This is a genomic window from Jiella endophytica (genome assembly GCF_004519335.1).
GTDB lineage: Bacteria > Pseudomonadota > Alphaproteobacteria > Rhizobiales > Rhizobiaceae > Jiella > Jiella endophytica.
In genome coordinates this window covers 482,599-508,498 of the sequence record NZ_SOZD01000004.1, presented here as the reverse complement: position 1 = coordinate 508,498, position 25,900 = coordinate 482,599, and the positions used below count along the sequence as shown (strand labels likewise).

The following is a 25,900-nucleotide window of genomic DNA, read 5'->3' as shown; positions in this document are numbered from 1 at the left end:
GAATTCAGCCCGCCGGGTCGACGGGGACGAGACGCGCCGAGCCGGTCACCACGGTTTCGGCGTCCACCGTGCCGGTGAGATCGAAGCCGAGCGCCTCCGGCGAGGCGTCCGCGACCGTGACGGTGGCGGCGAGCGAGCTTCCGAGCGGCAGCGCACGGGAGAAGGCGAAGCTGATCGAGGCAATCCGGAAGCTGCTGCCGGCGAGCCGGGCGAGGCCCGTCGAAAACAGCGCCCCGGCCGCCAGTTCGAAAACCGCCATGTCGGCGAGACCCTCGCTGCGTGCCCTCGTGCGGTCGACGTAGAGGCCGCCGAGATTGCCGGAAATGCCGGTGAAGAAGCCCTGTTCGGCGACCGTCATCGTCTTGCGGAAGGTGATCGACTGGCCGGCATGGGGCAGGGGATCGGTCATGGGCGCAGTGTCCTCCGTGGGTTCACAACGACAGTCCGCGCTTGATCACCGAGCGGGCGATCAGCATGCGGTGCACCTCGGAGGTGCCGTCATAGATGCGGGTGACGCGGGCGTCGCGATAGATCCGCTCGAGCGGCAGCTCCTTGGTGAAGCCATAGCCGCCGAAGACCTGGATTCCCCGGTCGGCGACCCGTCCCAGCATCTCGGACGCCGCGACCTTGACCATCGAGACCTTGTCGCGCGGGTCGAAGCCCTGATCCATCTCCCAGGCGGTGTTCAGCACCATCATGCGGGTCGCGAAGATCTCAATGGCGCTGTCGGCGATCATCTGCTGGACCATCTGGAACTCGCCGATCTTCTGGCCGAACTGCGAGCGTGTCGTCGCGTGGTCGCGCATCAGATCGAGGACCCGCGAGGCCATGCCGACCGCCCGCGCGCCGATATGGCCGAGCCGAATGCCTCCGACATTGGCCATCATCACCTTGAAGCCCTCGCCGATCTCGCCGAGGACATGGGTCTTCGGAACCTTGACGGCATCGAAGTTCAGCTCCGCATGGCCGTAGCCGCGATGTCCCATCATCGGCTGGGTCCTGGTGACGGAAAAGCCCGGCGTCCCCCTGTCGACGAGAAACAGGGTGATTCCCCCCCGCGCCCGCTTTGCGGCGTCGGTCACCGCCATGACGACGATATAGTCGGCGATGTCGCCATCGGAGATGAAGTGCTTGGTTCCGTCGAGCACCCAATGGTCGCCGTCGAGCCTTGCCGAGGTGCTGATCGCCGCCGCATCGGAGCCGGCCCCCGGCTCGGTGATCGCCATGGCGCAGATCTTCTCGCCCCTGACGGTCGGGTAGAGATGGGTCTCGCGCAGCGCCCCGGTCAGCTGGTCGAGCATCGGATAGACCTGGCCGAAGATCCGCCGGATCAGGGCGTCCGAGGTCTGGCCGAGCTTTTCCTCGACGAGGCACATGTCGAGGACGCCCAATCCCCCGCCGCCGGCGGCCTCCGGCATGTTCAGGGCGAAGAAGCCGAGCGCCTGCGCCTCGGCCTGGACGGCGGCAAGCCGGCCCTTCGGGATTCTGCCCGCCTCCTCGGTCTCGACCTCCAGCGGCTGGACCTTTTCGCGCACGAAGCGATCCACCGCCTCGGTGACCATGCGCATCTCGTCGGAGATCGTGAAATCCATCTGCGTCCTTCAAGCGTTGGGTTCGGGGGCTGGGACCTGCTCGGGACGACCCCGAGCGGCAGGCACGGCGTCGGGACCGGCTCAGCCGCGGATGCGCGACGACGCGGCGACGGCTCGCGAAGCGACGAGAGCCTCGATCTCGTCGCCCGAATAGCCGATCTCGGCGAGCACCTCGCGGGTCTGGCCGCCGAGCGGCTGGGGAGGAAGCCGCATCGCCGGGGCCTCGCCGTCGTAGCGGATCGGATGGGCGAGGACCGTCATTGCCGAGCCGCCCTGCGTCCTCGCCTCGAGGAAGGCGGACAGGTGTCGGAGCTGCGGGTTGTCCTTCAGGCTGTCATAGTCCCGCACCACCTCATGCCAGACGCCGGCCACTTCGAGCCTCGGCAGCCAGAACGCAAGCGTTTCCTGCTCGAGGCGCGCGGCGACGAGGCGATTGATCTCGCCGCTCTTCGAAAAACAGTCCTCGGCGGAATAGTCGGCAAGTTCCGGCATCTCCAGAGCCTCGGCGAGAGCCTGAGGGCTGGCCATCGACAGGATCAGATGCCCGTCGCCGGCGGCATGGAGACCGTAAGGCGCCGGGCTGAACCAGGCGGCCAGCCCATCGCCGCCGCGCGGGGATTTGCGGGGGGCTCCGTTCATCCAGGCGACGATCGATTCCGCCTGGAGATCCAGCGCCGCCTGCAGCATGTTGACCTCGACCCGGCGGGCGATGCCGGTGCGCTCGCGCTCGAACAGCGCCGCGAGGATCGCCGAGGCGTAGATCGTCGCCGTGTGCTGATCGATCGGCACCGTGCCGACCGCGACCGGGCCGCCCTCGGCCGGGCCGGTATGGGCCGCCAGTCCCGACATCGCCTGGATGAGGACATCCTGGCCCGGTCGGTCGCGATAGGGCCCGTCCGGGCCGAAGCCCGTGCTGACGGCGATGATCAGCCGCGGATTTTCCGCCCGCATCGCAGCGTCCGACAGGCCGAGACGGTCGAGGGTTCCAGGGCGGAAATTTTCCATCACCACGTCCGCCTGCCGGATCAGCCGCTTGATCACGGCAATCCCCTCCGGCGACTTCAGATCGACGGCGATCGAGCGCTTGTTGCGCCCGGTGGTCATGTGGTTGACGGAGGTATCGTCGACGAAGTGGTTGGCCACCGCCCAGTTGCGCTGGAAGGCACCATTGAGGGGTTCGACGGCGATCACGTCGGCTCCCATGTCGCCGAGAAACTGGGCTGCGGCGGGACCCGACAGGAAATGGTTCAAGCTGACGATCCTGATCCCGTCGAGGGCGCCCATCGAAGTCTCCGTCGCAATCGCCAGCAAAATTCGTCCGTCGACAGCGTTCACTTGCCGACAAAATTCCACGCTCCGGCAAAAATTACGCCCTCGGACCGGCCTCGTGAATATCGGCCGCTATGGGAATGAGGGGCGAGACAATTGGAATTGACTATAGTCGGATCCGCCGTGAAACGGTGTGCGATCACCTGAAAGGCCGGCGGGGGCTGCCGAGACGCGCTGCCGTCGGAGACTGTGCGAAGCGTTGCTTGAAGCTGCGGGACAGCGAGGAGAGCGACGAAAAGCCTGTCCTCACCGCGATCTCGGCGATGGCGATGTCGGTGTCGACGATCAGCCGGCGGGCGGCGTTGAGGCGGAGTGCCAGGTAGAAGGCGCCGGGCGCCTCGCCTGTCAGCCGTCGAAAGGCGGTTTCGAGATTGCGCCGCGAGACGCCGACCCGTTCCGCGATCTCCCCGATGCCCAGCGCCTCGTCGAGATGCGCCTCCATGATGCGGACCGCGGCCGCGAGCCGGGGATCGCGCGAGGCGATGCGGCCGAGGGCGACCGGCGACTGGTTCTGGCTGCCGGCCGTCAGACCGTCATAGACATAGAGGCCGGCGACCTCGAGCGACAGCGCATGGCCCTGCCGCTGCCGGATCAGCTCGAGGAGGAGGTCGAGCGCCGGCGCTGCGGCCCCGGTGGTGAAGAACCGGCCGTCCATCACCCAGCGATCGGAGACCGTGCGGACCTCGGGGAACGCCGCTGCGAAGTCCTCGAGGTCCTCCCAATGGGTGGTCGCCACCCGGCCGTCGAGGAGGCCGCAGAGCGCGAGGACCCAGGGACCCGCCTCGATGCCTCCGACGTGACCGGCATGACGCGCCGCCGCCACCAGCTTGCGACGGAAGGCCTGGCCGGCGTGGCGATGGACGTTGAAGGCGGCGAGCACGATGAGGAGGTCGCAGCGCGCCTCGGGATCGAGCGCCCCGTCCACTTTGACGACGAGGCCGCAGCTCGTCGCCGGGTCGGAGCCGTCGGGAGAGACCACCTTCCACCGATAGCAGGGCCGGCCGGAAATCCGGTTGGCACCGCGCAGCGGGTCGAGCGTTGCGGCAAGCGACATCAGCGAGGTGTCCGGCAGGACCACCAGGGTGACGTCGAGGGTGGGGTTGGACGATGCGACCATCTCTTGCGCAAAGTGTCAAACAGACGCCGGAAAACGTCAAGCGTCCATGCCGCCGTTTCGCCAGACTGCATCGAACGTCCCGAGACAGCCCGTCGACGATGGCCGCGGCTGCATGCATGCCGGACCGACCCGCCGCGGTGTTTGGCGACTGTGCCGACACCGGCCCCGGACCTGCCGCAGCATGCGAGACGGCGTCCCGAGGCACCGCATTCGGGCATTCCGCCGACCAAGCGCCGATGGCGGCCTTCGGCCGATGCCATGACAGACAGGAGCAGACAAAAATGCCGCTTCGCCCCAGCCGAGACGTCTTCATCACCTGCGCCGTCACGGGCGCGGGGGACACCACCCACCGCTCGGACAAGGTGCCGGTCACCCCTGCTGAGATCGCCACGGCGGCGATCGAAGCCGCCAGGGCCGGCGCCGCCATCGCCCATATCCATGTGCGAGATCCCGAGACCGGCAAGCCCTCGCGCGATCTCGCGCTCTACCGCGAAACCGTCCGGCTGATCGCCGAGTCCGGCACCGACGTCGTCCTCAACCTCACTGCCGGCGCCGGCGGCGATCTCGTCCTCGGATCGCCCGAGGCGCCGCTGCCGCCGGATCCTGCCGGAACCGACATGGCCGGCGCCGAGGAGCGTCTCGCCCATGTCGCCGAGCTGAAGCCCGAAATCTGCACCCTCGACTGCGGCACGATGAATTTCGGCGAGGGCGATTACGTGATGACCAACACGCCGGCCATGCTCAAGGTAATGGCCGCGCGGATCAAGGCGCTCGGCGTCAGGCCGGAGATCGAGATCTTCGACACCGGCCATCTCGTCCTCGCCAAATGGCTGAAGGACCAGGGTCTGATCGACGATCCGGTGATGGTGCAGCTCTGCATGGGGGTTCCCTGGGGGGCGCCGGACGATCTGGCCTCGCTCTTGGCAATGACGGCGAACCTGCCGGAAGACTGGACCTTCTCGGCCTTTTCTATCGGCCGCAACCAGCTTCCCTATGCGGCGCTTGCGCTCGCCGCTGGCGGCAATATCCGCGTCGGGCTGGAGGACAATATCTGGCTGAAGAAGGGCGTTCTGGCGACCAATCGCGACCTCGTCGAGCAGGCGGTGCAGATCGCCGGGGGCATGGGCAGCCGGGTGATGACGCCGGCCGAGGTGCGCGCAAAGCTCAAGCTCGAGCGCCGGTGGTGACGGCGATGGACGCGACAAACCAGAACACTGCTCCGGCCCCGGCTCGCCCGCAGCTTCAGCGCGCCGCCTGCATCGGCGGCGGCGTCATCGGCGGCGGCTGGGTCGCCCGCTTCCTTCTCGCCGGCATCGACGTCGCGGTCTTCGATCCGCATCCGGAGGCCGAGCGCATCGTCGGCGAAGTGCTCGCCAACGCCCGTGCCGCTTACGGCCGGCTCACCGATGCGCCGCTGCCGGATGAGGGGCGGCTGAGCTTCCACGAGACGCTGGAGGCGGCCGTGGCGGAGGCCGACTGGATCCAGGAAAGCGTGCCCGAACGCATCGAACTGAAGCGCAAGGTTCTGGCGCAGATCGACGCGGCGGCGCGGCCCGACGCGCTGATCGGCTCCTCGACCTCGGGCCTGTTGCCGAGCGATCTTCAGGAAGGGCTGAGACATCCCGGGCGCTTCTTCGTCGCCCATCCCTATAACCCGGTCTATCTCCTGCCGCTGGTCGAGATCGTCGGGGGAATCGGCACGGCGCCGGAGACGGTGGAGGACGCGGTGCGGCTTCTCGAACCGACAGGCATGAAGGGAGTGCCGATCGCCAGGGAGATCGACGCCTTCGTCGGCGATCGGCTGCTCGAGGCGCTGTGGCGCGAGGCGCTGTGGCTGATCAAGGACGGGATCTGCGACGTCGAGACCCTCGACGACGTCATCCGCTATTCCTTCGGCATGCGCTGGGCGCAGATGGGCCTCTTCCAGACCTACCGGATCGCCGGCGGCGAAGCCGGCATGCGGCATTTCCTCGGCCAGTTCGGCCCGGCGCTGAAATGGCCGTGGACGAAGCTGACCGACGTCGTCGATCTCGACGATCAGCTCGTCGATCGGATTGCCGCCCAGTCCGACGCCCAGAACGAAGGGCTCTCGATCCGCCGGCTGGAACAGATCCGCGACGACAATCTCGTCGGCATCCTGCAGGCGCTGAAGTCCGGCGACGGCGGCAAGGGCTGGGGCGCCGGCAGGCTGCTCGCCGAGTTCGAGGCGGGCTTGCGGCGGCGCGCCGCCGAGGCGGACGAGAAAGTTGACGGCGATCAGAACGAGGGGCTGAAGCCGCTGGCCGTGCGGGTCTCGCCCGCCTGGATCGACTATAACGGCCACATGACCGAGCACCGCTATCTGCAGGTGCTCGGCGACGCGACGGACCATGTGTTGCAAGCGATCGGCGCCGATCTCGCCTATGTCAAGGCCGGCGCGAGCTACTACACCGTCGAGAGCCATCTGCGCCATCTCGGCGAGGCGAAGCTCGGCGACACCCTGACCGTCACGAGTCGGATCGTCTCCTTCGACGACAAGCGCCTGCATCTCTTCCACCGCCTGACCCGCGCTCAGGACGGCGCCGAGGTCGCGACCGGCGAGCACATGCTGCTGCATGTTGACCGGGCGAGCGGCAAGGCGTCGCCGGCTCCCGCCGCCATTCTGTCGCGGGTCGCCGCGCTTGCATCGGGTGACGCACCAGACGGCGAGGATGACGGCATTGGCCGCGCTATCCGCCCGGCAGCCGGACCCGATCGAATGGCTTTAGCCCAAGGACCGGGAGCGACGCCCTCCACTCGCCGCTGACGCCGATCGCAATACCCCCAACCCCAACCAAAGGAACCGGAATGATCAAGCTTCTGCAGACCACCGCCGCCCTCTCGCTCGTCTTAGCTGGGACCGCCTTTGCCGAGGAGCCGGCATCCTGCCAGACCGTGCGCTATTCGGATCCGGGCTGGACCGACATCTCCTCCACCAACGCGCTTCTGAAGACCGTGCTCGGCCCGCTCGGCTATACGGCCGACATCAAGACCCTGTCTGTGCCGATCACCTATCGCGGCCTTGCCAATGACGAGCTCGACATCTTCCTCGGCAACTGGATGCCGACCCAGACCCAGATTGTCGATCCGATGGTCGAGAAGGGCGAACTGGAGGTACTGAAGGTCAATCTGTCCGGCAACCGCTTCACCCTCGCCGTGCCGGACTATGTCGCCGAGGCGGGTGTCACCAGCTTCGACGATCTCGCCAAGAATGCCGACAAGTTCGATCACAAGATCTACGGCATCGAGGCCGGCGCCTCGGTCAACCAGAACATGCTGCGGATGATCAAGGACGACGCTTTCGGCCTCGGCGACTGGCAGCTGGTCGAATCCTCCGAGCAGGGGATGCTGTCCCAGGTGCAGCGCGCCGAGCGGGCCGACAAGTGGGTGGTCTTCCCGGCCTGGGAGCCGCATCCGATGAACACCGAATACAAGCTCACCTATCTGAAGGGCGGCGACAAGTATTTCGGGCCGAACATGGGTTCGGCAAAGGTCCGCACCGTTTCGCGGCCGGGCTTTGCCGAGGAATGCCCGAACCTCACCGCGCTTTTGAAGAACATGACCTTTTCCGTCGATCTCGAAAACGCGATGATGGCGAAGATCCTCAATGACGGCATTTCGGCCGATCAGGCGGCGAAGGAAGCGATCGAGAAGAACCCCGGGCTTCTCGACGGCTGGCTCGATGGCGTGACGACCCGAGACGGCAAGCCGGCGCTTGCAGCGGTGAAGGGCGAACTCGGCCTCTGAGCGTCGGGCGAGCCTCGCCTTTCTCTCATGAGGAAACCCGGAGCGCCGGGCGTCGGCTTCGACGTCCGGCGCTTTCTCTTAGATCGATCCTCGAAAGGCAGCGCGTGTCCGTGCCCCGGGCGCATGGTTTTGAAAATCCCGTGGCGGAGAAGTCCGCGTGGTTGTACCCTCACCGGAAAACAAGCTCGGGAGGATATGATGGCCGACAGCGAACGCGTCGCGATCCTGAGGCACGCCTATCGATGCTGGGAGGGCTGTTGCGGTGCGGACCGCAATGTCTGGCTTGATCTCGCCAATGACGACGCGGTGTTCCACTCGCTGGTCTCGGAAAAGGCCGCGCACCCGCTGGCGCTGGCGAATGTCTATCGCGGCCGCGACGAGATCGGCGCCTATTTCGATGCGATGGAAAAGGACTGGGAGCTGCTCTCCTTCGACCCGCAGACCTTCATCGAGCAGGGCGACGAAATCGCCGTCTTTGCCATCGTGAAGGTGCGCGCCAAGACCACCGGCAAGATCGCCCATACCTGGATCAGCCACTGGTGGAGCTTCGAGGGCAACCGCTTTGCCAAAGCGGTCGAGGTCTTCGACGGAACTCAGGCCATGATGGCGATGACGCCGGACTGACGCGGCTCGTTACTGTCGATCGCGGGCCTTCACTCCGGCGGCAAGGTCCACCGGACATCGCCGGCCGGCCCGCTGTTCTGCTGCCGATTGCAGGGCGGCGGCGGCCGCTCACCCTCACTCGCGGAAGGCGCGGGCGAAACTGTCGGTGATCGGCTGGCTCAAATAGGAAAAGAAGCTGCGATCGCCGGTCTCGATATAGGCCTCGACCGGCATGCCCGGCGTGATTGCCTCCGGCGACAGCCCCTGGGGCAGCGGATCGACGAGCTTCAGCCGCGCCGTATAGAAACTCTCCTGGCTCTTCTGGTCGATTAGCCGGTCGGCCGAGACATAGGTCACCGTGGCGTCCGCCGTCGGCGTCGTGCGGGCGTTGAGCGAGGTGAAGCGCAGTCGCGCCGCTTGGCCAGGGCGCACCGAGTCGATCGTCTGCGGGCTGAGGCGCACCTCGACGAGAAGGTCCGCGGCCGTCGGCAGAAGCTGCATCAGCGTCTCGCCCGGACGCACCACCGAGCCGATGGTGTTGACCGCCTTGGTGACGATGATGCCGTCGGCGGGGGCGCGGATCACCACACGGTCGAGGACGTTCTCGGCGGCGCGCAACTGCTCGGAGCTGTCGGACATCGCGGTCCTGACGTCGTTGAGCGCACTCACCGCCGTCTCGACGCGCTGGGTCTCGAGGCGCGCGGCCTCCTGCTCGGCCTGGGCGATCTGGGTGTTCGAGGCAAGAAGGCTCGAGACGATCTGGCCAAGCTGGCCGACGAGTTCGGCTTCGGCGCGCACCAGCGCGGTGTATTCGGAACGGTTGGTGAGGCCCTTGTCGAGAAGCGCGCTCTTGCGGGCCTCCTCGTCCCGCACCACCTCGATCTGCTTTTCCAGCGCCACCTTCTGGGCGCTCATGCCCTCGGCCTGCTCGCGCAGCGCCTTGACCCGCTGGGTCATGATCGCCTGTTCCTGGCGGTGGCGGGCCAGTCTTGCGGAAAACTCCCGCTCCTGCTCGTCGAGAAGCTCGGTGACGTCGGCGGCTCTCGCCTTGACGACGAGGTTCGGGTCGAAGCTCAGCGTCGCCAGGCCGTCGCGCTCGGCCGAAAGCCGCGCCGCCCGCGCCTTCAGGCCGATCAGCTCGTTGTTCAGCCGGTCGCGCTGAGCATTGGCGACGGTCGGATCGAGCTCGATCAGGGGATCGCCCGCCTTCACCCGCTCGCCTTCGACGACGTCGATCGCCTTGACGATGCCGCCTTCCAGATGCTGGATCGAGAGGTTCTGGCCAGCGGCGGCGACGACGCCCTGGCTGACCGCCGCCCCGGCGATCGGCGCAAGGCCGGCCCAGGCGCCGAAGCTGCCGAGAAAGACGACGCCGAGAAGAACGCCGACGACGGCCAGAAGCCGCGTCTCGGTGGGGACCTCCGACGTCCATCCGCCCGGCCTGACGGCCGATGCTGATTCGATCGCCAATTTGGTCATCGGATCTCTCCCTGGCGCGCAAGCGCCGCGTCTTGTCTTGCCGGCCCGCTCATCGTCTCACTCCGACGGCTGCGGGGGCTTGCCGCCATCGCCGCTGATCGTCGGGAAGCGGCCGCGCACCGGGGTGACCATGCGACCGGCATTGGCGGCGAAGGCGGACTGCGCCGCCACCACCGTTCCGCCGGCCTGGTTTCTGCGGGCTGCCTCCTTGGCGGCGTTGATCTTCTCGGCCTGGCGGCGGAACACGTCGTCGCGCCGGCCGAAGTCGTCGATGCCGCCGTCCCGCAGGACGACGATGCAGTCGGCCTGTTCGGCGACCTGCCGGCGCTGGGTGACGAGGATCACCGTCACGCCGTTCTCGCGGGCATGGCGGAGCGCCCGGTCAAGCGCCACGTCGCCATCGGAATCGAGGCTGGCATTCGGCTCGTCGAGGACGAGGATCTTCGGTGCCCCGAAGAAGGCGCGGGCAAGCCCCACCCGCTGGCGCTGGCCGCCGGAGAACTTCATGCCAGCCGGCCCTATGACGGTGTCGTATCCCCTCGGCAGGCCGAGGATGAGTTCGTGCACTTCGGCCATCTTCGCCGCGGCGATCACCGCTTCGTCGGAAGCTGCGACATCGAAGCGGGCGATGTTCTCGGCAACGGTGCCGGGGAGGATCTCGACGTCCTGGGAGAGATAGCCGATGTGGCGGCCGAGGATCTCGCCGTCCCAGTTGCGGATGTCGGCCCCGTCGATGCGCACCGCGCCGGAGCGCAGATCGACGCCGCCGACGAGCGCGCGCATGAGCGTCGACTTGCCGGCGCCGGAGGGCCCGATCACCACGCAGCATTCGCCGGCGGGGACCTGGAAAGAGATGCGCTTCAGGATCGGGTCGATGCCGCCGCCCTGGGGCATGACGACCACCTGGTCGAAGGTCACGTCGCCCCGCGGGGCAGGCAGGGCGGTCTTGCCGGCCCGGCCGGCGCGTACGCTTTCCAGCGCCTTCACCAGCCGCGACAGCGCCCGGCGGGTGTCGACGAAGCCCTTCCAGCCGCCGATCACCTGGTCGATCGGCTGCAGCGCCCGGCCGGAGATCAGCGAGGAGGCGAAAATCATTCCGGCGGTCATCTCGCCGGCCAGCACCAGATGGCCGCCATAGCCGAGAATGGCGATCTGCAGGCCGAGGCGCAGGAAACGCGACAGGCCGGTGAAGAAGGCGTTGCGGCCGTTCAGCCGGTCGAGTGCCCGGAGCGCCCGGGCGTGGCTGCGGCCCCAGTGTTCGACCGCGCTGCCGATCATCCCCATGGCGACGACGCTCTCGCTCGACCGCACGAAGGCCTGGGCGGAGAGGGTCGCGGCCATCGAGGCCTCGCCGGTCTCGGCGGCGAGACGTGTCGTCGCCGCCTGGTTGGCGAGGGCGACGAGAGCGAGCACCGTCGCGCCGCCAAGCGTCAGCCAGAACAGGTTGGGATGGATGAGGTAGAGCATGCCGATGAACAGTGGCATGAAGGGCAGATCGAGATAGGCGATCATCGCCCGGCCGCCGACGAAGCTGCGCACCGTCGACAGATCGCGCAACGGCTGCACGTCGCCGAGACTGGCACGGGGCGAGCGGAGCGAGGCGATCAGCGCCTCGCCGCCGTTCTCGGTCTCGAGCCTTGCGGCAAGGCGCGCCGCGATCATCGAGCGCAGGGCGTCGAAGGCGCCGAGCAGCACGAGTGCCACCGCGGCGATCAGCGAGATGTAGACGAGCGTGTCGGTGGAGGCGGAGACCAGCACCCGGTCGTAGATCTGCAGCATGTAGATCGGCTGCACGAGGAGCAGAAGATTGACGACGAAGGTGAAGACGACGAGGATCGCGAGCGTTCCCGCCGCCCGTCGGAACATCTTATCCATCGCTTCCTCGATCCGGCCACAATTTCCCCGGCTGCATCCCTATCGGCTGCAACCTGACAGTCAAGGCGACATTACACTTGCGCGGGCGGCAAGGTCGATTCTTGCGCATCGACCCCGCCGTGCCCCGTGACCGGGCGCGTCCGCCCCGGTCGTCGATGTCCCCACATTCGCATGCAAACGTTGTGCCGAGCGTTGTAAAGAGCGCGGTATTTTGCCACGCAAACCCGCAATGAGCGTGGTATTTTCGCCGGAAAGCGTTGTATTTTCCGCTCGCCCTCCTTTCGGAGAGTACGGGCGCTGCCGCCCGCCCTTTCGATGGGTGTGGATGCGTCAGGCCGGGAGGCAGCCGCCGCAACTCACACCGACCGGACCCTCACGCCTCAGACCACCAGGAAATCGTCGGCGGTCAGGTTGAGGCCCGGATCCAGCGTGGCGAAGTGGATCGCCGCACCGGCGCCGTTGCCGTCGGCGTCGTAGAGGAGATGGCCGGTCGCCTGGTCGTAGATGATCCGGTCGTCGGCATCCGTCGCTGCCGTGCCGATGGTGAAGGCGTCGTCGGACAGGGCGCCGGCGGCGAGCGCCGTGAAGACCGCATCGTCGAGATGGATCGTGTCGTTGCCGGTGCCGAAGTCGGTGATGGTGTCGACATTGTTCGTCCCGAGCGCCGTCGAAAACACGAAGACGTCGTCGCCGGCGCCGCCGGTGAGCGTGTCGTTACCGAGGCCGCCATTGATGACATTGGCGCCGGAATTGCCGACGATGGTGTTGTCGAGCGTGTTGCCGGTGGCGTCGATATCGCCCGAGCCGCCGAGGCTCAGCCGCTCGACATTGACTCCGAGCGCGAAGGAGACGAAGGCGCGCACCTCGTCGGTGCCCTGGTTCGCTCCCTCGATCACCGTGTCGCCGGCCTCGGTGACGACATAGAAGTCGTCGCCGGCGCCGCCGCGCATGTCGTCGGCCCCACCGCCGCCCCGCAGCATGTCGTTGCCGGCCCCGCCGACCAGCGTATCGTTGCCGGCGGCACCGTTCAGCGTGTCGTCGCCGGCAGCCCCGTAAAGGGTGTTGTCGCCGGAATTGCCGGTGATCGTATTGGCGAGATTGTTGCCGGTGCCGATGAAATCGGCGGTGCCGCCAAGGCTCAAATTCTCGACATTTGCAGCCAGCGTATAGGAGTAGAGCGCCCGCACTTCGTCGGTGCCCTGACCGGAAAGTTCGATCACCCGGTCACTCGCGTCGGTGACGACGTAGAAGTCATCGCCGGTGCCGCCATGCATCTCGTCGGCGCCGCCACCGCCGCGCAGCGTGTCGCTGCCGGCGCCGCCATTGAGCGTGTCGTCGCCGGCGCTGCCGATCAGGTCGTTGTCGCCGGAATTGCCGATGATCGTGTTGGCGAGCTCGTTGCCGGTGCCTGACAGATCGGCGGTGCCGCCGAGGCTGAGCGTCTCGAGATTGGCGCCGAGCGTGTACGAGACCAGCGCCCGGACCTCGTCGATGCCTTCGCCAATATTTTCGACGACGCTGTCGCCGGTGCTCGTCACGACATACATGTCGTTGCCGGTGCCGCCGTTGAGCGTGTCGCTTCCGCCGCCGCCGCGCAGCGTGTCGTCGCCGGCACCGCCATTGAGCACATCATCCCCCGAGGCGCCCTCCAGGAGGTCGTCGCCGCCATTGCCGTCGAGCGTGTCGGCGCCGACGCCGCCATTGAGCGTGTCGGCGCCGGACGTACCGGCGAGCACGTCTCCCTCGCCGTCGATGCCGCTGACGGTGACGGTGACCGTTGCCGTGTCGACCACTGCTATCCAGACCTGGCGGCCGTAGACGATATAGGTGGATCCGCTATCGGTGTAGGGATTGTCGGCCCTGGGGGCGCCGACGATGAGGTCGTCGATGCCATCGCCATTGACGTCGCCAGCGGCAGAGACGGAGGAGCCTGAAGTGTCGGAGGCAGCGCCGCCATCCAGGCGAAAGCCGTTGCTGCCGTCGAGGGCGGCGAAGTCAAGCGTCGCGTCGAAGCCGGTATTCGTGCCGAACACCACGTAGCTTGAGCCGGAACTGGTCCCGTTGTTGCTCGCATGGGGAGCGCTGACGATGAGGTCGTCGATACCGTCACCATTGATGTCGCCTGCGGAGGAGACGGACCAGCCGGCGTAGTCGTACGCGGCGGCGCCATCCAGACGGAAACCGTTGCTGCCGTCGAGATCGGCGAGGCTCAGCGCAGCGTTGAAGCCCGCCGTCTTGCCGAACACCACATAAGCCGAACCAGAATCGCTGCCCATGTTGTCCGCGTGGCGTGCGCTGACCGCGAGATCGTCGATGCCGTCGCCATTGACGTCGCCTGCGGCAGAAACTGGTATGCCGGCGCTGTCGCCTGCGGTGACGCCATCCAGACGGAAACCGTTGCTGCCGTCGAGATCGGCAAGATTCAGCGTGGCGTCGAAGCCGGCCGTCGTCCCGAACACCACATAGGCCGAGCCGGAACCGCTGCCCATGTTGTCCGCACCGGGGGCGCCGACGATGAAATCGTCGATGCCGTCGCCATTGACATCACCGGCCGAAGAAACCGAATATCCGGCGCCGTCGCCTGCGGTGACGCCATCCAGACGGAAACCGTCGGTGCCGTCGAGATCGGCGAGGTCCAGCGTGGCGTCGAAGCCGGCCGTCGTCCCGAACACCACATAGGCCGAGCCGGAACCGCTGCCCATGTTGTCCGCATAGGGAGCCCCGACGATGATGTCGTCGATGCCGTCGCCATTGACGTCGCCTGCGGAGGAGACGGACCAAAGTGAAGAGTCGGAGGCCGCCGCGTCGTCGATGCGAAAGCCGTCGGTGCCGTCGAGATCGGCGAGGTCCAGCGTCGCGTCGAAGCCGGTATTCGTGCCGAACACCACGTAGCTTGAGCCGGAACTGGTCCCGTTGTTGCTCGCATTGGGAGCGCTGACGATGAGGTCGTCGATGCCGTCGCCATTGACGTCGCCGGCGGAGGAGACCGAATTGCCGGCATGGTCACCCGCGACGCCATCCAGACGGAAACCGTCGGTGCCGTCGAGATCGGCGAGGTCTAGCGTGGCGCCGAAGCCGGCTGTCGTGCCGAACACCACATAGGCCGAGCCGGAACCGCTGCCCATGTTGTCCGCATAGGGAGCCCCGACGATGATGTCGTCGATGCCGTCGCCATTGACGTCGCCTGCCGATGAGACCGAGTAGCCGCTCTCGTCACTGTCGGTGGCGCCGTCCAGGCGAAAACCGGTCGTTCCGTCCAGCGAGGACAATTCGACGACCGCGGCGAACTCGTCCTCCCCGGTGGCGCGATGCCCGTCGGAGATCGTATAGGTGAAGCTGTCGGTCGCCGCGGTGTTGGAAGCGCCGGAGGCGGCGCCCGGCAGATGATCGAAGGCGCCGTTCGGATCATAGCTGAACGTGCCGTCGGCGTTGATCGTCAGCAGCGCGCCGGACGGCAGCGTGATCGTGGTGCCGACCGCTGCAGCGACGCCGTTCACCGCGACGACGGTGAGCGCGTCGCCATCGCCGTCTGTATCGGCACCGTTGTCGTTGTCGGCGAGGACGCTGCCGGTGACGACGCTCGCCTCATCGGTGGTGACGGCATCGTCTGCTGCAACCGGCGGCGTGTCGGCGGTGACGGTGACGGTCGCGCTCGCCGTGTCCACCGTCGCGGCCCAGGTCTGGCGACCGTAGACGACATAGGCCGAGCCGGTACTGGTGGCGCCATTGTCCGCGTAGCGTGCGCCGACCGTGAGATCGTCGATGCCGTCGCCATTGACGTCGCCGACCGCGGAGACTCGAAGGGCAGCATTGTCGCCATCGGCGACGCCATCCAGACGGAACCCGTTGCTGCCGTCGAGATCGGCGAGGTCGAGCGTGGCGTCGAAGCCGGCCGTGGTGCCGAACACCACATAGGCCGAACCGGAAGACGAACCGTTATTGTCTGCATAGGGGGCGCCGACGATGAGATCGTCGATGCCGTCGCCATTGACGTCGCCGGCGGAGGAGACCGAATAGCCGGCGTTGTCGCCTGCGGCCACACCGTCGAGTCGAAAGCCGTCGGTACCGTCGAGATCGGCGAGGTCCAGCGTGGCGTCGAAGCCGACCGTCGTCCCGAAGACGACATAGGCCGAGCCGGAAGACGAACCGTTGTTGTCAGCATTGGCGGCGCTGACGACAAGATCATCGATGCCGTCGCCATTGACGTCGCCGGCAGAAGCGATGGACCAGCCGAAACCGTCGCCCGCCACGGCGCCATCCAGACGGAAACCGTTGCTGCCGTCGAGATCGGCGAGGTTCAGCGTCGCGTCGAAGCCGGCGGTCGTGCCAAACACCACATAGGCCGAACCGGACTGGTTGCCGCTATTGTCCGCATAGGGAGCACCGACGATGAGATCGTCGATGCCGTCACCATTGACGTCACCGGCCGAAGAAACCGGATATCCGGTGAAGTCGTCCGCGGCAGCGCCATCCAGGCGGAAGCCGTTGCTGCCGTCGAGGTCGGCCAGATTGAGCGTGGCGTCGAAGCCGGCCGTGGTGCCGAACACCACATAGGCCGAGCCGGAGTAGCTGCCGTTGTTGTCCGCAGCATAGGCGCCGACGATGAGATCGTCGATGCCGTCGCCATTGACGTCGCCGGCGGAGGAAATCGACCGGCCGGTGAAGTCACTCGCCGCGGCGCCGTCGAGACGAAAGCCATTGCTGCCGTCGAGATCGGCAAGGTTCAGCGTGGCGTCGAAGCCGGCCGTGGTGCCGAACACCACATAGGTCGAGCCGGAAAGGCCACCGTTGTTGCCGGCATTGGGGGCGCTGACGATGAGGTCGTCGATGCCGTCGCCATTGACGTCGCCGGCCGAAGATACCGAAGAACCCGCAGAGTCGCCGGCGGCGACGCCATCGATGCGGAAGCCGTTGCCGCCGTCGAGATCGGCAAGGTTCAGCGTGGCGTCGAAGCCCGTCGTCGTGCCAAACACCACATAGGTCGAGCCGGACTGGCTGCCGTTGTTGTCCGCGGCATAGGCGCCGACGATGAGATCGTCGATGCCGTCGCCATTGACGTCGCCGGCCGAAGAAACCGAATATCCGGCATAGTCGCCTTCGGCGACGCCGTCGATGCGAAAGCCGGTCGTCCCGTCGAGGGAGGACAACTGGATGACCGCGGCAAAGTCTTCTCCCACGACTTGCCCGTCGGAAATCGTGTAGGTGAAACTGTCGCTGGCGCTCTGACCCGCCGGGAGGTTATCGAAGGCGCCGTTCGGATCATAGCGGTAACTGCCGTCGGCGTTCACCGTCAGCAGCGCGCCGGAGGCGAGCGTCACCACCGTGCCGACCGCCGCTGCGACGCCGTTCACCGCCACCACCGTCAGCGTGTCGCCGTCGGCATCGCTATCGGCACCATGGCCGTTGTCGGCAAGCAGGCTGCCGGTGACGACGGCGTAGGGATCGGTCGCCAGATCATCGTCTGCTGCTACCGGCGGCGTGTTTAGGGTTGCGAGAGCGGCTGCGAATGCGAGCGTGTCTATCGGCGCGACGGTCCTTTGGGCAGGGCGCCGGTCGCAGATGCGTTAGACGAGCCGGCGCGTCGGTTCAGAGATGGCTGGGCATGCACTTCCACCCGCGCCGTCCGGGCCTCCGTGAGGAGAATCACCCGGCGACGGTCGGAGATCGTGATTTCCGCATAAGTGACGAAAATAAGATCGTCAATCAATCATCTTTACATACGGTATGATTTTGAGACGGCTCGCGCGGGCAGGAACGCCTTGCGGCCCCAACGCAGAGAAGGCGGGCTTTGCCGCCCGCTCTTGATGAGCGCCGAATGCCTTCAGAGCGCCGTGCGTCCAGCTGAAGTGCCAAGGACGCTCCAAGTTATTGAATCTGCGCATCGGGCTTTTGGGAAAATCGCATCCGATTTTCGGGCCGACGCCGTAGGAGCGGGGAGTGCGGTGCCGCACGGTGTGATGATGGAGCGAGCGCCTTCACCGTGGCCGGACGCGCGAAAGGGCGGGCGTTGCCGCCCGCCCTTTCGATGGGTGTGGATGCGTCAGGCCGGGAGGCAGCCGCCGCAACTCACACCAACCGGACCCTCACGCCTCAGACCACCAGGAAGTCGTCGGCGGTCAGGTTGAGGCCCGGATCCAGCGTGGCGAAGTGGATCGCCGCACCGGCGCCGTTGCCGTCGGCGTCGTAGAGGAGATGGCCGGTCGCCTGGTCGTAGATGATCCGGTCATTGGCATCCGTCGCTGCCGTGCCGATGGTGAAGGCGTCGTCGGACAGGGCGCCGGCGGCGAGCGCCGTGAAGATCGCATCGTCGAGATGGATCGTGTCGTTGCCGGTGCCGAAGTCGGTGATGGTATCGACATTGTTCGCCCCGAGCGCCGTCGAGAACACGAAGACGTCGTCGCCGGCGCCGCCGGTCAGCGTGTCGTTGCCGAGGCCGCCGTCGATCGTGTCGCGACCGGCGGCCCCATCGAGCGCGTTGGCGCCGGAGTTGCCGATGAGGGTGTTGGCGATGCCGTTGCCGGTACCGTTGATGGCGCCCGAGCCGCCGAGGCTCAGCGTCTCGATGTTGTCGCCGAGAGTGAATGAGACGAAGGCGCGGACCTCGTCGGCCCCCTGGTTCGCCCCCTCGATCACGGTGTCGCCGGCCTCGGTGACGACATAGAAGTCGTTGCCGGCGCCGCCGCGAAGCTCGTCGGCCCCGCCACCGCCTCTCAGCGTGTCGTTGCCCGCCCCACCGAACAGCGTGTCGTTGCCGGCCGCACCGTTCAGATCGTTGTTGCCGCCATTGCCGATCAACGTGTTGTCGAGCTCGTTGCCGGTGCCGTTCAGATTGTCGCTGCCCCCGAAGCTCAGGATCTCGACATTCTGGCCGAGGGTGAAGTCGGAGAAGGTGCGGATCTCGTCGGTACCTTCCCCGGCCAGTTCGACGACGGTGTCGTTGCTTTCGGTGACGATGTAGAAGTCGTCGCCGGTGCCGCCGCGCATCACGTCGGCGTCGCCGCCGCCGCGCAGCGTGTCGTTGCCGGCGCCGCCGATGAGGGTGTCGTTGCCGGCCGCCCCCGAGAGATCGTTGTCGCCGGCATTGCCGGTGATGGTGTTGGCGAGCTCGTTGCCGGTGCCGGCAAAGTTGTCCGAGCCGCTGAAGCTCAGATTCTCAACGTTGCGGCCAAGGGTGTATGACATGAAGGCGCGCACCTCGTCGGTGCCTTCGCCGGCATTTTCGACGACGATGTCGGTGGCGTCGGTGACGACATAGAAGTCGTTGCCGGTTCCGCCCTGCATATTGTCGGCACCGCTTCCGCCTCTCAGCGTATCGTTGCCTGCGCCACCGATGAGGGTGTCGTTGCCGGCCGCCCCCGAAAGGTCGTTGTTGCCGGAATTGCCGGTGATGGTGTTGGCGAGTTCGTTGCCAATGCCGGTGAGGTTGCCGCTGCCGCTGAGTGTCAGCTTCTCGAGATTGGCGCCGAGCGTGTAGTCGATGGAGGCAATCACCTCGTCGGTGCCTTCGTCCTCCAACTCCACCACCGTGTCGCCGGCCTGGGTGACGACAAAGATGTCGTCGCCGGCGCCGCCCCGCATCTCATCGTCGCCGCCGCCGCCGCGCAGGAAATCGTTGCCGGAGCCGCCGTCGAGCGTGTCGTTGCCGGCGCCGCCCTCCAGCACGTCGTCGTCGCTCCCGCCCTCGAGACTGTCATCGCCGCCGCCGCCGTTCAGCGTGTCGTTGCCGCTATTGCCGAATAGCCCGTTGCCGCCGCCGTCACCGGTCAGATTGTCGGCGCCGATGGTGCCTTGGAGGTTCTCGATCGAGACATAGGTGTCGCCGGCCGCCTCGCCGGTGTTCTGCGAGGAATCCGCAAGATTGGCGGTGATGCCGTCCAAAAGCAGGTTGTACTGGACGGTATCGACGCCGTCGCCGCCCTCGAGGACGTCGGCGCCGCCGCCGCCCTTGAGCGTATCGTTGCCGGCGCCACCCTGAAGCGTGTCGTCGCCGTCGCCACCGTCGAGCGAATCGTTGCCGCCGCCACCGGACAGGAGGTTGTCGCCGCCGTCGCCGCCCAGCGTGTCGTCGAAGGCCGAGCCCTCAACGTTCTCGATTTCGATCAGCACGTCGCCCTCGGCATCGCCGCCGAAGCCGGTGCCGTCGGCGAGGGAGACGCTGACGCCCTCCGACGAGCCGGCGTAGCTGGCCGTGTCGGTGCCGGCGCCGCCGAGAAGCGTGTCGGCCCCAGCGCCGCCTTCCAGGAGATCGTCGCCGATCGCCTCGTCGACGGGATCCTCCGTGCCCAGCGGCGCCCCTTCGAGCGACACCTGCAGTTCGAAGGTTCCGCCGGCGGGAATGTCGCTCAGGTCGGAGAAAGAGCCGACGGCGAAGTAATAGGTTCCCGGCTCGGCGATGGTGGTCCGCAGGAAGGAATCGAGGCTGCTCTCGCTGCCGCCGGCGCCGTCGCTGGTGCTGCTGTCGTCGTCGAGTAAGATGAGGTTGCCCTCGGAGTCGTAGAGCTCGACCCAGCTGTCGAAACCGCCAGGCTCGAAGTTCTCGTCTTCGTCGAAGGCGGCTGCGAAGTCGATGTCGAGCGTCAGCAGCGAGTTCGGCTCGGTCACCGTCACGGCGTAGAACTTCACGCTGCCGTCGCCGGTGCCGACGACCGTAACGTGGGGGACGGTCGTCGCATCCTCGATGTCGGCGTCGTCGTCGAGGGAGAACAGACCGTCCAGCGAGATCGCATTCTCGATCGAGTTGTTGCCGCTGCCCGCAGGGTCGATCACCGTGCCGACAGAGCGGCTCACCGGGTCGTCGCCCTGCAGGACGTCGTTGCCGTCCCCGCCCCGGAGCGTGTCGTCGCCTGCGCCGCCCTGGACCAGGTCGTCGCCGCCGCCGCCATCGAGCGCATCGCCTTCTTCACCGCCGATGAGCCTGTCGGCGAAGCCCGAGCCCTCGACACGCTCCACCGAAGTGTAGACGTCGCCGGCAGCGTCGCCGGTGTTGTTCGCCATGTCCGACAGGTCGACGGTGACGCCGGCCGAGGCGTTCGCATAGCTCGCCGTGTCGGTCCCGTCGCCGCCGTCGATCGTATCGGCGCCGGCGCCGCCTTCGAAGACGTCGTCGCCATCGTCGCCGGTGAGCGCGTCGTCAAAAGCCGAGCCCCGGACACCCTCGATGCTCGTGAAGCTGTCACCGGCCGCGTCGCCGGTGTTGTTCGAGGCGTCGGACAGATCGACCGTCACGCCGGCACTGGCGTCGGCATAGGAGGCGAGGTCGAAGCCTGCGCCGCCATCGAGCGCGTCGGCTCCCGCGCCGCCCTCGAGGATGTTGTCGCCGTCATCGCCTATCAGGGTGTCGTCGAAGCTCGTGCCGACGACACCCTCGATCGAGACGAAGGTGTCCGCGGCCGCGTCGCCGGTGTTGTTGGAGGTGTCGGCGAGGTCGACGACGAGGCCCGTCTCGGAGGATGCGTAGGACGCAAAGTCCGTGCCCTGGCCGCCATCCAGCGTGTCGGCACCGTGGCCCCCGATGAGCGTGTCGTTGCCGTCACCGCCCTCAAGCGTGTCGGCGCCTTCGTCCCCGAACAGGACGTCGTTGCCCGCCCCGCCCATGAGCAGGTCGTCGCCGTCGCCGCTGGCGATGGTGTCATTGCCGTCGCCGCCGTCGACGACCACGCCGGCGTCGCCGGTCTGTGACCCGGCAATGGTGTCGTCACCGGTTCTGATCTGGTCGTCGCCGTCGCCGCCTTCGATCGTGCTGGCGCCGCTGCCAGTGATCAAAAGATCGTCGCCGTCGCCGCCCGTGAGCGAGTGGTCGCCATTGCCGAGCTCGATGAAGTCGTCGCCTGCGCCGCCGTCGACCGTGTCGTTGCCGGATCTGCTGGCACCGAGGATAATGTCGTCCCCTGCGCCGCCATCGATCGAGTCGTCACCGCCACCACCGTCGATCGTGTCGCTACCGGCGCCGCCGAGAAGCGTCTCGTCTGCGGCGCTGCCGGTGAGGCGGTCATCATGGGCCGAGCCCTCGACCGCCTCGATGTCGATATACGTGTCGCCTTGCGCATCGCCGGTGTTGTTGCCCGGATTGGCGAGATCGACCGTGACCCCACTCGCGGCGTTGGAGTAGGAGACGAGGTCGTTGCCCTCGCCGCCGTCGTGCAGATCCGCGCCCGCGCCGCCCAGCAGCGTGTCGTCGCCTGCGCCGCCCAGCAGCGTGTCGTCGCCGTCGCCGCCATTCAGTTCGTCATTGCCGCCGCCGCCGGCGACGGTGTCGTTGCCCGCCTCGCCGCGAAGGGTATCGTCGCCGCCGGCGCCGTTCAGGCTGTCGGCGCCGTCGCCGCCTCTGAGTTCGTTGGCCGCTCCGTTGCCGATCAATGTGTCGTCGAATGCGGAACCCTGGATCGACTCGACGCCGGTGAAGGTGTCTCCGGCGGCATCGCCCGCATTGTTCGAGCCGTCCCTCAGATCGACCGTCAAGCCTGCCGAGGCCGACGCATAGGTTACGGTGTCGTTGCCCGTGCCGCCGTCGAAGACATCCGCACCGGCGCCCCCGACGAGCGTGTCGTTGCCGTCGCCGCCACGGATCGTGTCGTCGCCCGTACCGCCGTCGAGCGAGTCATTGCCGGCGCCGCCTTCGAGCGTGTCGGCGCCGTCTCCCCCGCTCAAGTCGTTCGAACCCCCGTTGCCCCTCAGGACGTCGTCGAAGTCGGACCCGACGAAGCGCTCGATGCTGATGAACACGTCACCGGCCGCGTCGCCGGTATTGTTCGAGCCGTCGGCAAGGTCGACCGTCACGCCGCTCGTCGCGGTTTCATACGAGGCGGTGTCGTTACCGTCGCCGCCATTCATCGTGTCCGCACCGGCCCCGCCGGTCATCAGGTCGGTGTTGGTCCCCCCGACCATGGAGTCGTCGCCGTCGCCGCCATCGAACACGCAACGATTGCTGTTGGTGCCCAGGAGGGTGTCGTCACCGTCGCCGCCGATCAGCGTCGCCTTGTTGTTGGTCCTGGCGTCGAGCAGGTCGTCGCCGGCGCCGCCGTCGAGGAATTCGTCGTTGCCGGTGGCGACCAGCGTGTCGTTGCCGTCCTCGCCATACATCCGGTTGAGGCTGCCGCCGCCGGCGATGTAGTCGTCGCCGGCGCCGCCATAGAGGCTGTCCTGATCGCCGCCGCCCTCGAGCGAGTCGTTGCCGTCGCCGCCATAGAGCGTGTCGCGACCGTTGCCGCCGCTCAGCGTGTCGTCGCCGTCGCCGCCCTCGAGCACGTTGGCACCGCCATTGCCGGTCAGATCGTCCGCGAAGGCAGAACCTCTCAGGTTTTCGATGCCGGCGAACACGTCGCCCTCGGCGTCGCCGCCGCTGGCGGTTCCGTCCTGCAGCGAGACGGTGACGCCGGAAGAGGAATGCTCGTAGCTCGCCGTATCGTTGCCGCTGCCGCCGGTCAGCGTATCGGCGCCGCCGCCGCCCTCGAGCACGTTGTTGCCGCCATTGCCGGTCAGGGCGTCGGAAAAGGCCGAGCCCCTGAGGTTTTCGATGCTGGTCAGAACGTCGCCCGCGGCGTCGCCGCCGGTGGCGGTGCCGTCGGCGAGCGAGACGGTGACGGCCGCGGACGAGCTCTCGTAGCTCGCCGTGTCGCTGCCCGCCCCGCCATTGATTGTATCGGCGCCGCCGCCGCCCTCGATCACGTTGTCGCCGGCGTCGCCGGTCAGCACGTCGGCCTGGCCGGTACCGACGATGTTCTCGATGCCGACGAGCACGTCGCCGGCGCCTTCAAAGAGGCCCGTGGCCGTCCCCAGCGACAGGTCGACGGTCACGCCGCCGGAGAGGGAGTAGTAGCCGACATTGGCATAGGACGCCGTGTCGATGCCGGCCCCGCCGACCAGCGTGTCGGCGCCGTCACGTCCCGTCAGCACGTTGTCGCCGTCGTCGCCGACGAGGCTGTCGTTACCCAAAGAGCCTTCGAGGTTCTCGATCGAGATCAGGACGTCGCCGACGGCATCGCCGGTGTTGTTGGCCGAGTTGGAGAGATCGACGGTCACGCCACCGGCCTCACGGTAGGACGCCGTATCCGATCCCTCGCCGCCGTTGATCGTGTCGGCGCCGGCGCCGCCTTCGATCGTGTCGTCGCCGGTGCCGCCCTCGACGAGGTCTGCCGCGTCGGCACCGGAGATGGAGCTGGTCAGTCCGGCGACGATAGCGTCGTCGCCCGCCCCGCCGAGAATCGTGTCGGCGCCGCTGCCGCCGATGATGAAGTCGTTGCCATCGCCGCCGTCGAGGGAATCGTCGCCCAGATTGTCGGAGATGAAGTCGTTGCCGGCACCGCCCAGAACGGTGTCGTTCCCGTCGGCTTCCTCATAGTCGAGAAAGATGGTGTCGTTGCCGTCGCCGAGATCGACGAACTTGTCGCCGGCACCCTGGACGTGGACGACGTCGTCGTCGGCGCCGCCCTCGACGGTGTCGGCTCCGGCTCGAAGATGAATGGTATCCGCGCCGCCGCCGCCGCTGAGGGCGTCGTTGCCGTCGCTGCCGTCGAGGGTGTCGTTGAAGGCCGAGCCTTCGATCTTCTCGATATTGGCAAAGACGTCGCCGGCAGCGTCGCCGGTATTGTTGGTGCCATTGGCAAGATCGACCTTCACGCCGCTCGTCGCGCTGGCATAGGAGGCCGTGTCGAAGCCGGCACCGCCGTTCATGGTGTCGGCGCCGCTGCCGCCATCCAGCGTGTCGTCGCCTGCGCGGCCACTCAGCGTATCGGCGCCGGCACCTCCCGAAAGCACATTCGCGCCGGCGTCGCCGAACAGGATGTCGGCGTGAGCCGAGCCCGTCAGGTTCTCGATATTGCTGAGCACGTCGCCCTCGGCGTCGCCGCCGGTGGCGGTATGGTCGATGAGGGAGACGGCGACGCCAGCCGAGGAACTCGCGTAGCTTGACGTGTCGATGCCGGCTCCGCCGTCGATCGTGTCGGCCCCGCCGCGACCCTCGATCACGTTGTCGCCGTCGTCGCCGGTCAGCACTTCGGCCGCGTTTGTGCCGACGATGGGTTCGCCGGCGAGGAGAGCGTCGCCGGCGCTTTCCTCGGCTATCGATTCGATCGTCGCTGCACCCGCGAGGCTGTCGTCCTCGAACGAGCTGACAAAGCCTGCGAGCTGAAGCTCTTCGCCGGCATCGGCCATGGTGAGATCGGCGAGCCCAAGGGTCGGTGTCGGCATGATCGGATCCTCTTTGTCGATTGGGCGCCGGGCAGGCTCATGCTGCCGCAGGGCGCTCGTCTCCGCTTTCGGCAAGGCGGGCGCCGCTCGGGACGCGCACCTTGCCGACGGTTCAGGCTGAACTAAGCCCGTCAGTCAATCAGTTTGACGTAGCGTTGTCAGGGGTCCGGGCGTGATTCGCAGCGGCGTGCGTCGCCCCGGACCGGGATATCGTGGGGCGGAGACTCGCACGGGATCGTTGTAGCCAGCGTTGTAACGAGCGGCGATCCCGGCCCGAAAAGGCGCTGTCTACCGTGGTAATTTGTAAATGAACCGTTGTATTTTGACCTGACGGCCGGTTTTTCGCCGTCCGCCAGCGCTGCTGCCAGCCTTCCGGGCCGCTGCGTTCAAAGTCTACATCGCTCGCTCAGAGGAGGGCGTGGCGGCAAATCGGGGAGCGGTGATCCGCACCGGCCGGATCCGCCCGTCGGCATAGAAGCGGCGGGCGTAGAGATGGGTCGCGTCGGCGAGCCGCCGCCGCAACTCCCGGGAGATCGCGGCGTTGACCTCGGGCCCCGAGGACTTCCACATGTTGACGATGCAGGCCTCGCCGTCCGGGACGGGATGCGGCTCGGGCTGCCTGCCGGTGACCCAGGCTTCGCCGTCCGCCGCCGTGCAGCGCATCCAGCCGCAATAGCCATGGACGACGCCATCCTCCATCAGGAAGAAATATTGCGAGCGGTTGACCTGGCCGATGATCAGCCGGGCGATCGCCCTGAGGGGCATCTGGCCGAAGACGTCGTCGGTCATGCAATAGGCGAGGGCGCGCCCCACCGCCGCATGACGATTGACATCGACGGCGGGCCGGCAACACGACATCCACGCATATCCCGATCGGCGACCGCCGCAGACTACCGCACCGGCCCGTACATAGGAATCGATATTCGGGCCGATGCTGTCGTGACGAGGACGCCGC

13 protein-coding genes are annotated in these 25,900 nt (G+C 67.2%); 4 read left to right on the top strand and 9 right to left on the bottom strand.

All coding sequences use genetic code 11. From position 1 onward, the window contains the following. Positions 1–4: 4 nt before the first annotated feature. The 4 genes from E3C22_RS15315 to E3C22_RS15300 all read right to left on the bottom strand — a co-directional run bounded on the left by E3C22_RS15315 (position 5) and on the right by E3C22_RS15300 (position 4,038). A complete protein-coding gene (locus E3C22_RS15315; protein WP_134762899.1) occupies positions 5–409 on the bottom strand; it encodes an acyl dehydratase in 405 nt (134 codons plus the stop codon). A 22-nt stretch (positions 410–431) separates the two neighbouring features. Then, a complete protein-coding gene (locus tag E3C22_RS15310) occupies positions 432–1,592 on the bottom strand; it encodes an acyl-CoA dehydrogenase family protein (protein WP_134762898.1) in 1,161 nt (386 codons plus the stop codon). A gap of 81 nt (positions 1,593–1,673) precedes the next feature. Further along, positions 1,674–2,876: a CaiB/BaiF CoA transferase family protein gene (locus E3C22_RS15305; RefSeq protein WP_134762897.1), complete on the bottom strand. Its 1,203-nt coding sequence runs from the start codon at positions 2,874–2,876 to the stop codon at positions 1,674–1,676. Positions 2,877–3,060: 184 nt separating this feature from the next. Next, positions 3,061–4,038: a GlxA family transcriptional regulator gene (locus tag E3C22_RS15300; RefSeq protein WP_134762896.1), complete on the bottom strand. Its 978-nt coding sequence runs from the start codon at positions 4,036–4,038 to the stop codon at positions 3,061–3,063. A 281-nt stretch (positions 4,039–4,319) separates the two neighbouring features. Between E3C22_RS15300 and E3C22_RS15295 the strand changes: the two genes are divergently transcribed. The 4 genes from E3C22_RS15295 (at position 4,320) to E3C22_RS15280 (ending at position 8,427) form a co-directional block, all read left to right on the top strand. Continuing rightward, entirely contained in the window at positions 4,320–5,225 is a 906-nt protein-coding gene (locus E3C22_RS15295; RefSeq protein ID WP_134762895.1) for a beta-keto acid cleavage family enzyme, read from the top strand. Between the two features lie 5 nt (positions 5,226–5,230). Beyond that, positions 5,231–6,823 (top strand): carnitine 3-dehydrogenase, encoded by a 1,593-nt coding sequence (locus E3C22_RS15290; protein WP_134762894.1) that lies wholly within the window; start codon positions 5,231–5,233, stop codon positions 6,821–6,823. Positions 6,824–6,864: 41 nt separating this feature from the next. After that, positions 6,865–7,803, top strand: a complete 939-nt coding sequence (gene choX / locus E3C22_RS15285; protein WP_134762893.1) for a choline ABC transporter substrate-binding protein — start codon at positions 6,865–6,867, stop codon at positions 7,801–7,803. Between the two features lie 198 nt (positions 7,804–8,001). After that, complete coding sequence (locus E3C22_RS15280; RefSeq protein ID WP_167591789.1) at positions 8,002–8,427, top strand: nuclear transport factor 2 family protein; 426 nt, start codon at positions 8,002–8,004, stop codon at positions 8,425–8,427. A 114-nt stretch (positions 8,428–8,541) separates the two neighbouring features. Here E3C22_RS15280 and E3C22_RS15275 read toward each other — a convergent pair whose 3' ends face one another. From E3C22_RS15275 to E3C22_RS15255, 5 genes are all read right to left on the bottom strand, one after another. Continuing rightward, complete coding sequence (locus tag E3C22_RS15275) at positions 8,542–9,885, bottom strand: HlyD family type I secretion periplasmic adaptor subunit (RefSeq protein ID WP_134762891.1); 1,344 nt, start codon at positions 9,883–9,885, stop codon at positions 8,542–8,544. Between the two features lie 57 nt (positions 9,886–9,942). Further along, positions 9,943–11,760: a type I secretion system permease/ATPase gene (locus tag E3C22_RS15270; RefSeq protein ID WP_134762890.1), complete on the bottom strand. Its 1,818-nt coding sequence runs from the start codon at positions 11,758–11,760 to the stop codon at positions 9,943–9,945. A gap of 380 nt (positions 11,761–12,140) precedes the next feature. Further along, on the bottom strand, positions 12,141–17,282 hold the full coding sequence (locus E3C22_RS15265; protein ID WP_280987908.1) for a beta strand repeat-containing protein: 5,142 nt from the start codon (positions 17,280–17,282) through the stop codon (positions 12,141–12,143). Between the two features lie 568 nt (positions 17,283–17,850). Continuing rightward, positions 17,851–24,945 (bottom strand): calcium-binding protein, encoded by a 7,095-nt coding sequence (locus E3C22_RS15260; protein WP_134762888.1) that lies wholly within the window; start codon positions 24,943–24,945, stop codon positions 17,851–17,853. A 393-nt stretch (positions 24,946–25,338) separates the two neighbouring features. Continuing rightward, a complete protein-coding gene (locus tag E3C22_RS15255) occupies positions 25,339–25,803 on the bottom strand; it encodes a hypothetical protein (RefSeq protein WP_167591788.1) in 465 nt (154 codons plus the stop codon). Positions 25,804–25,900 lie beyond the last annotated feature (97 nt).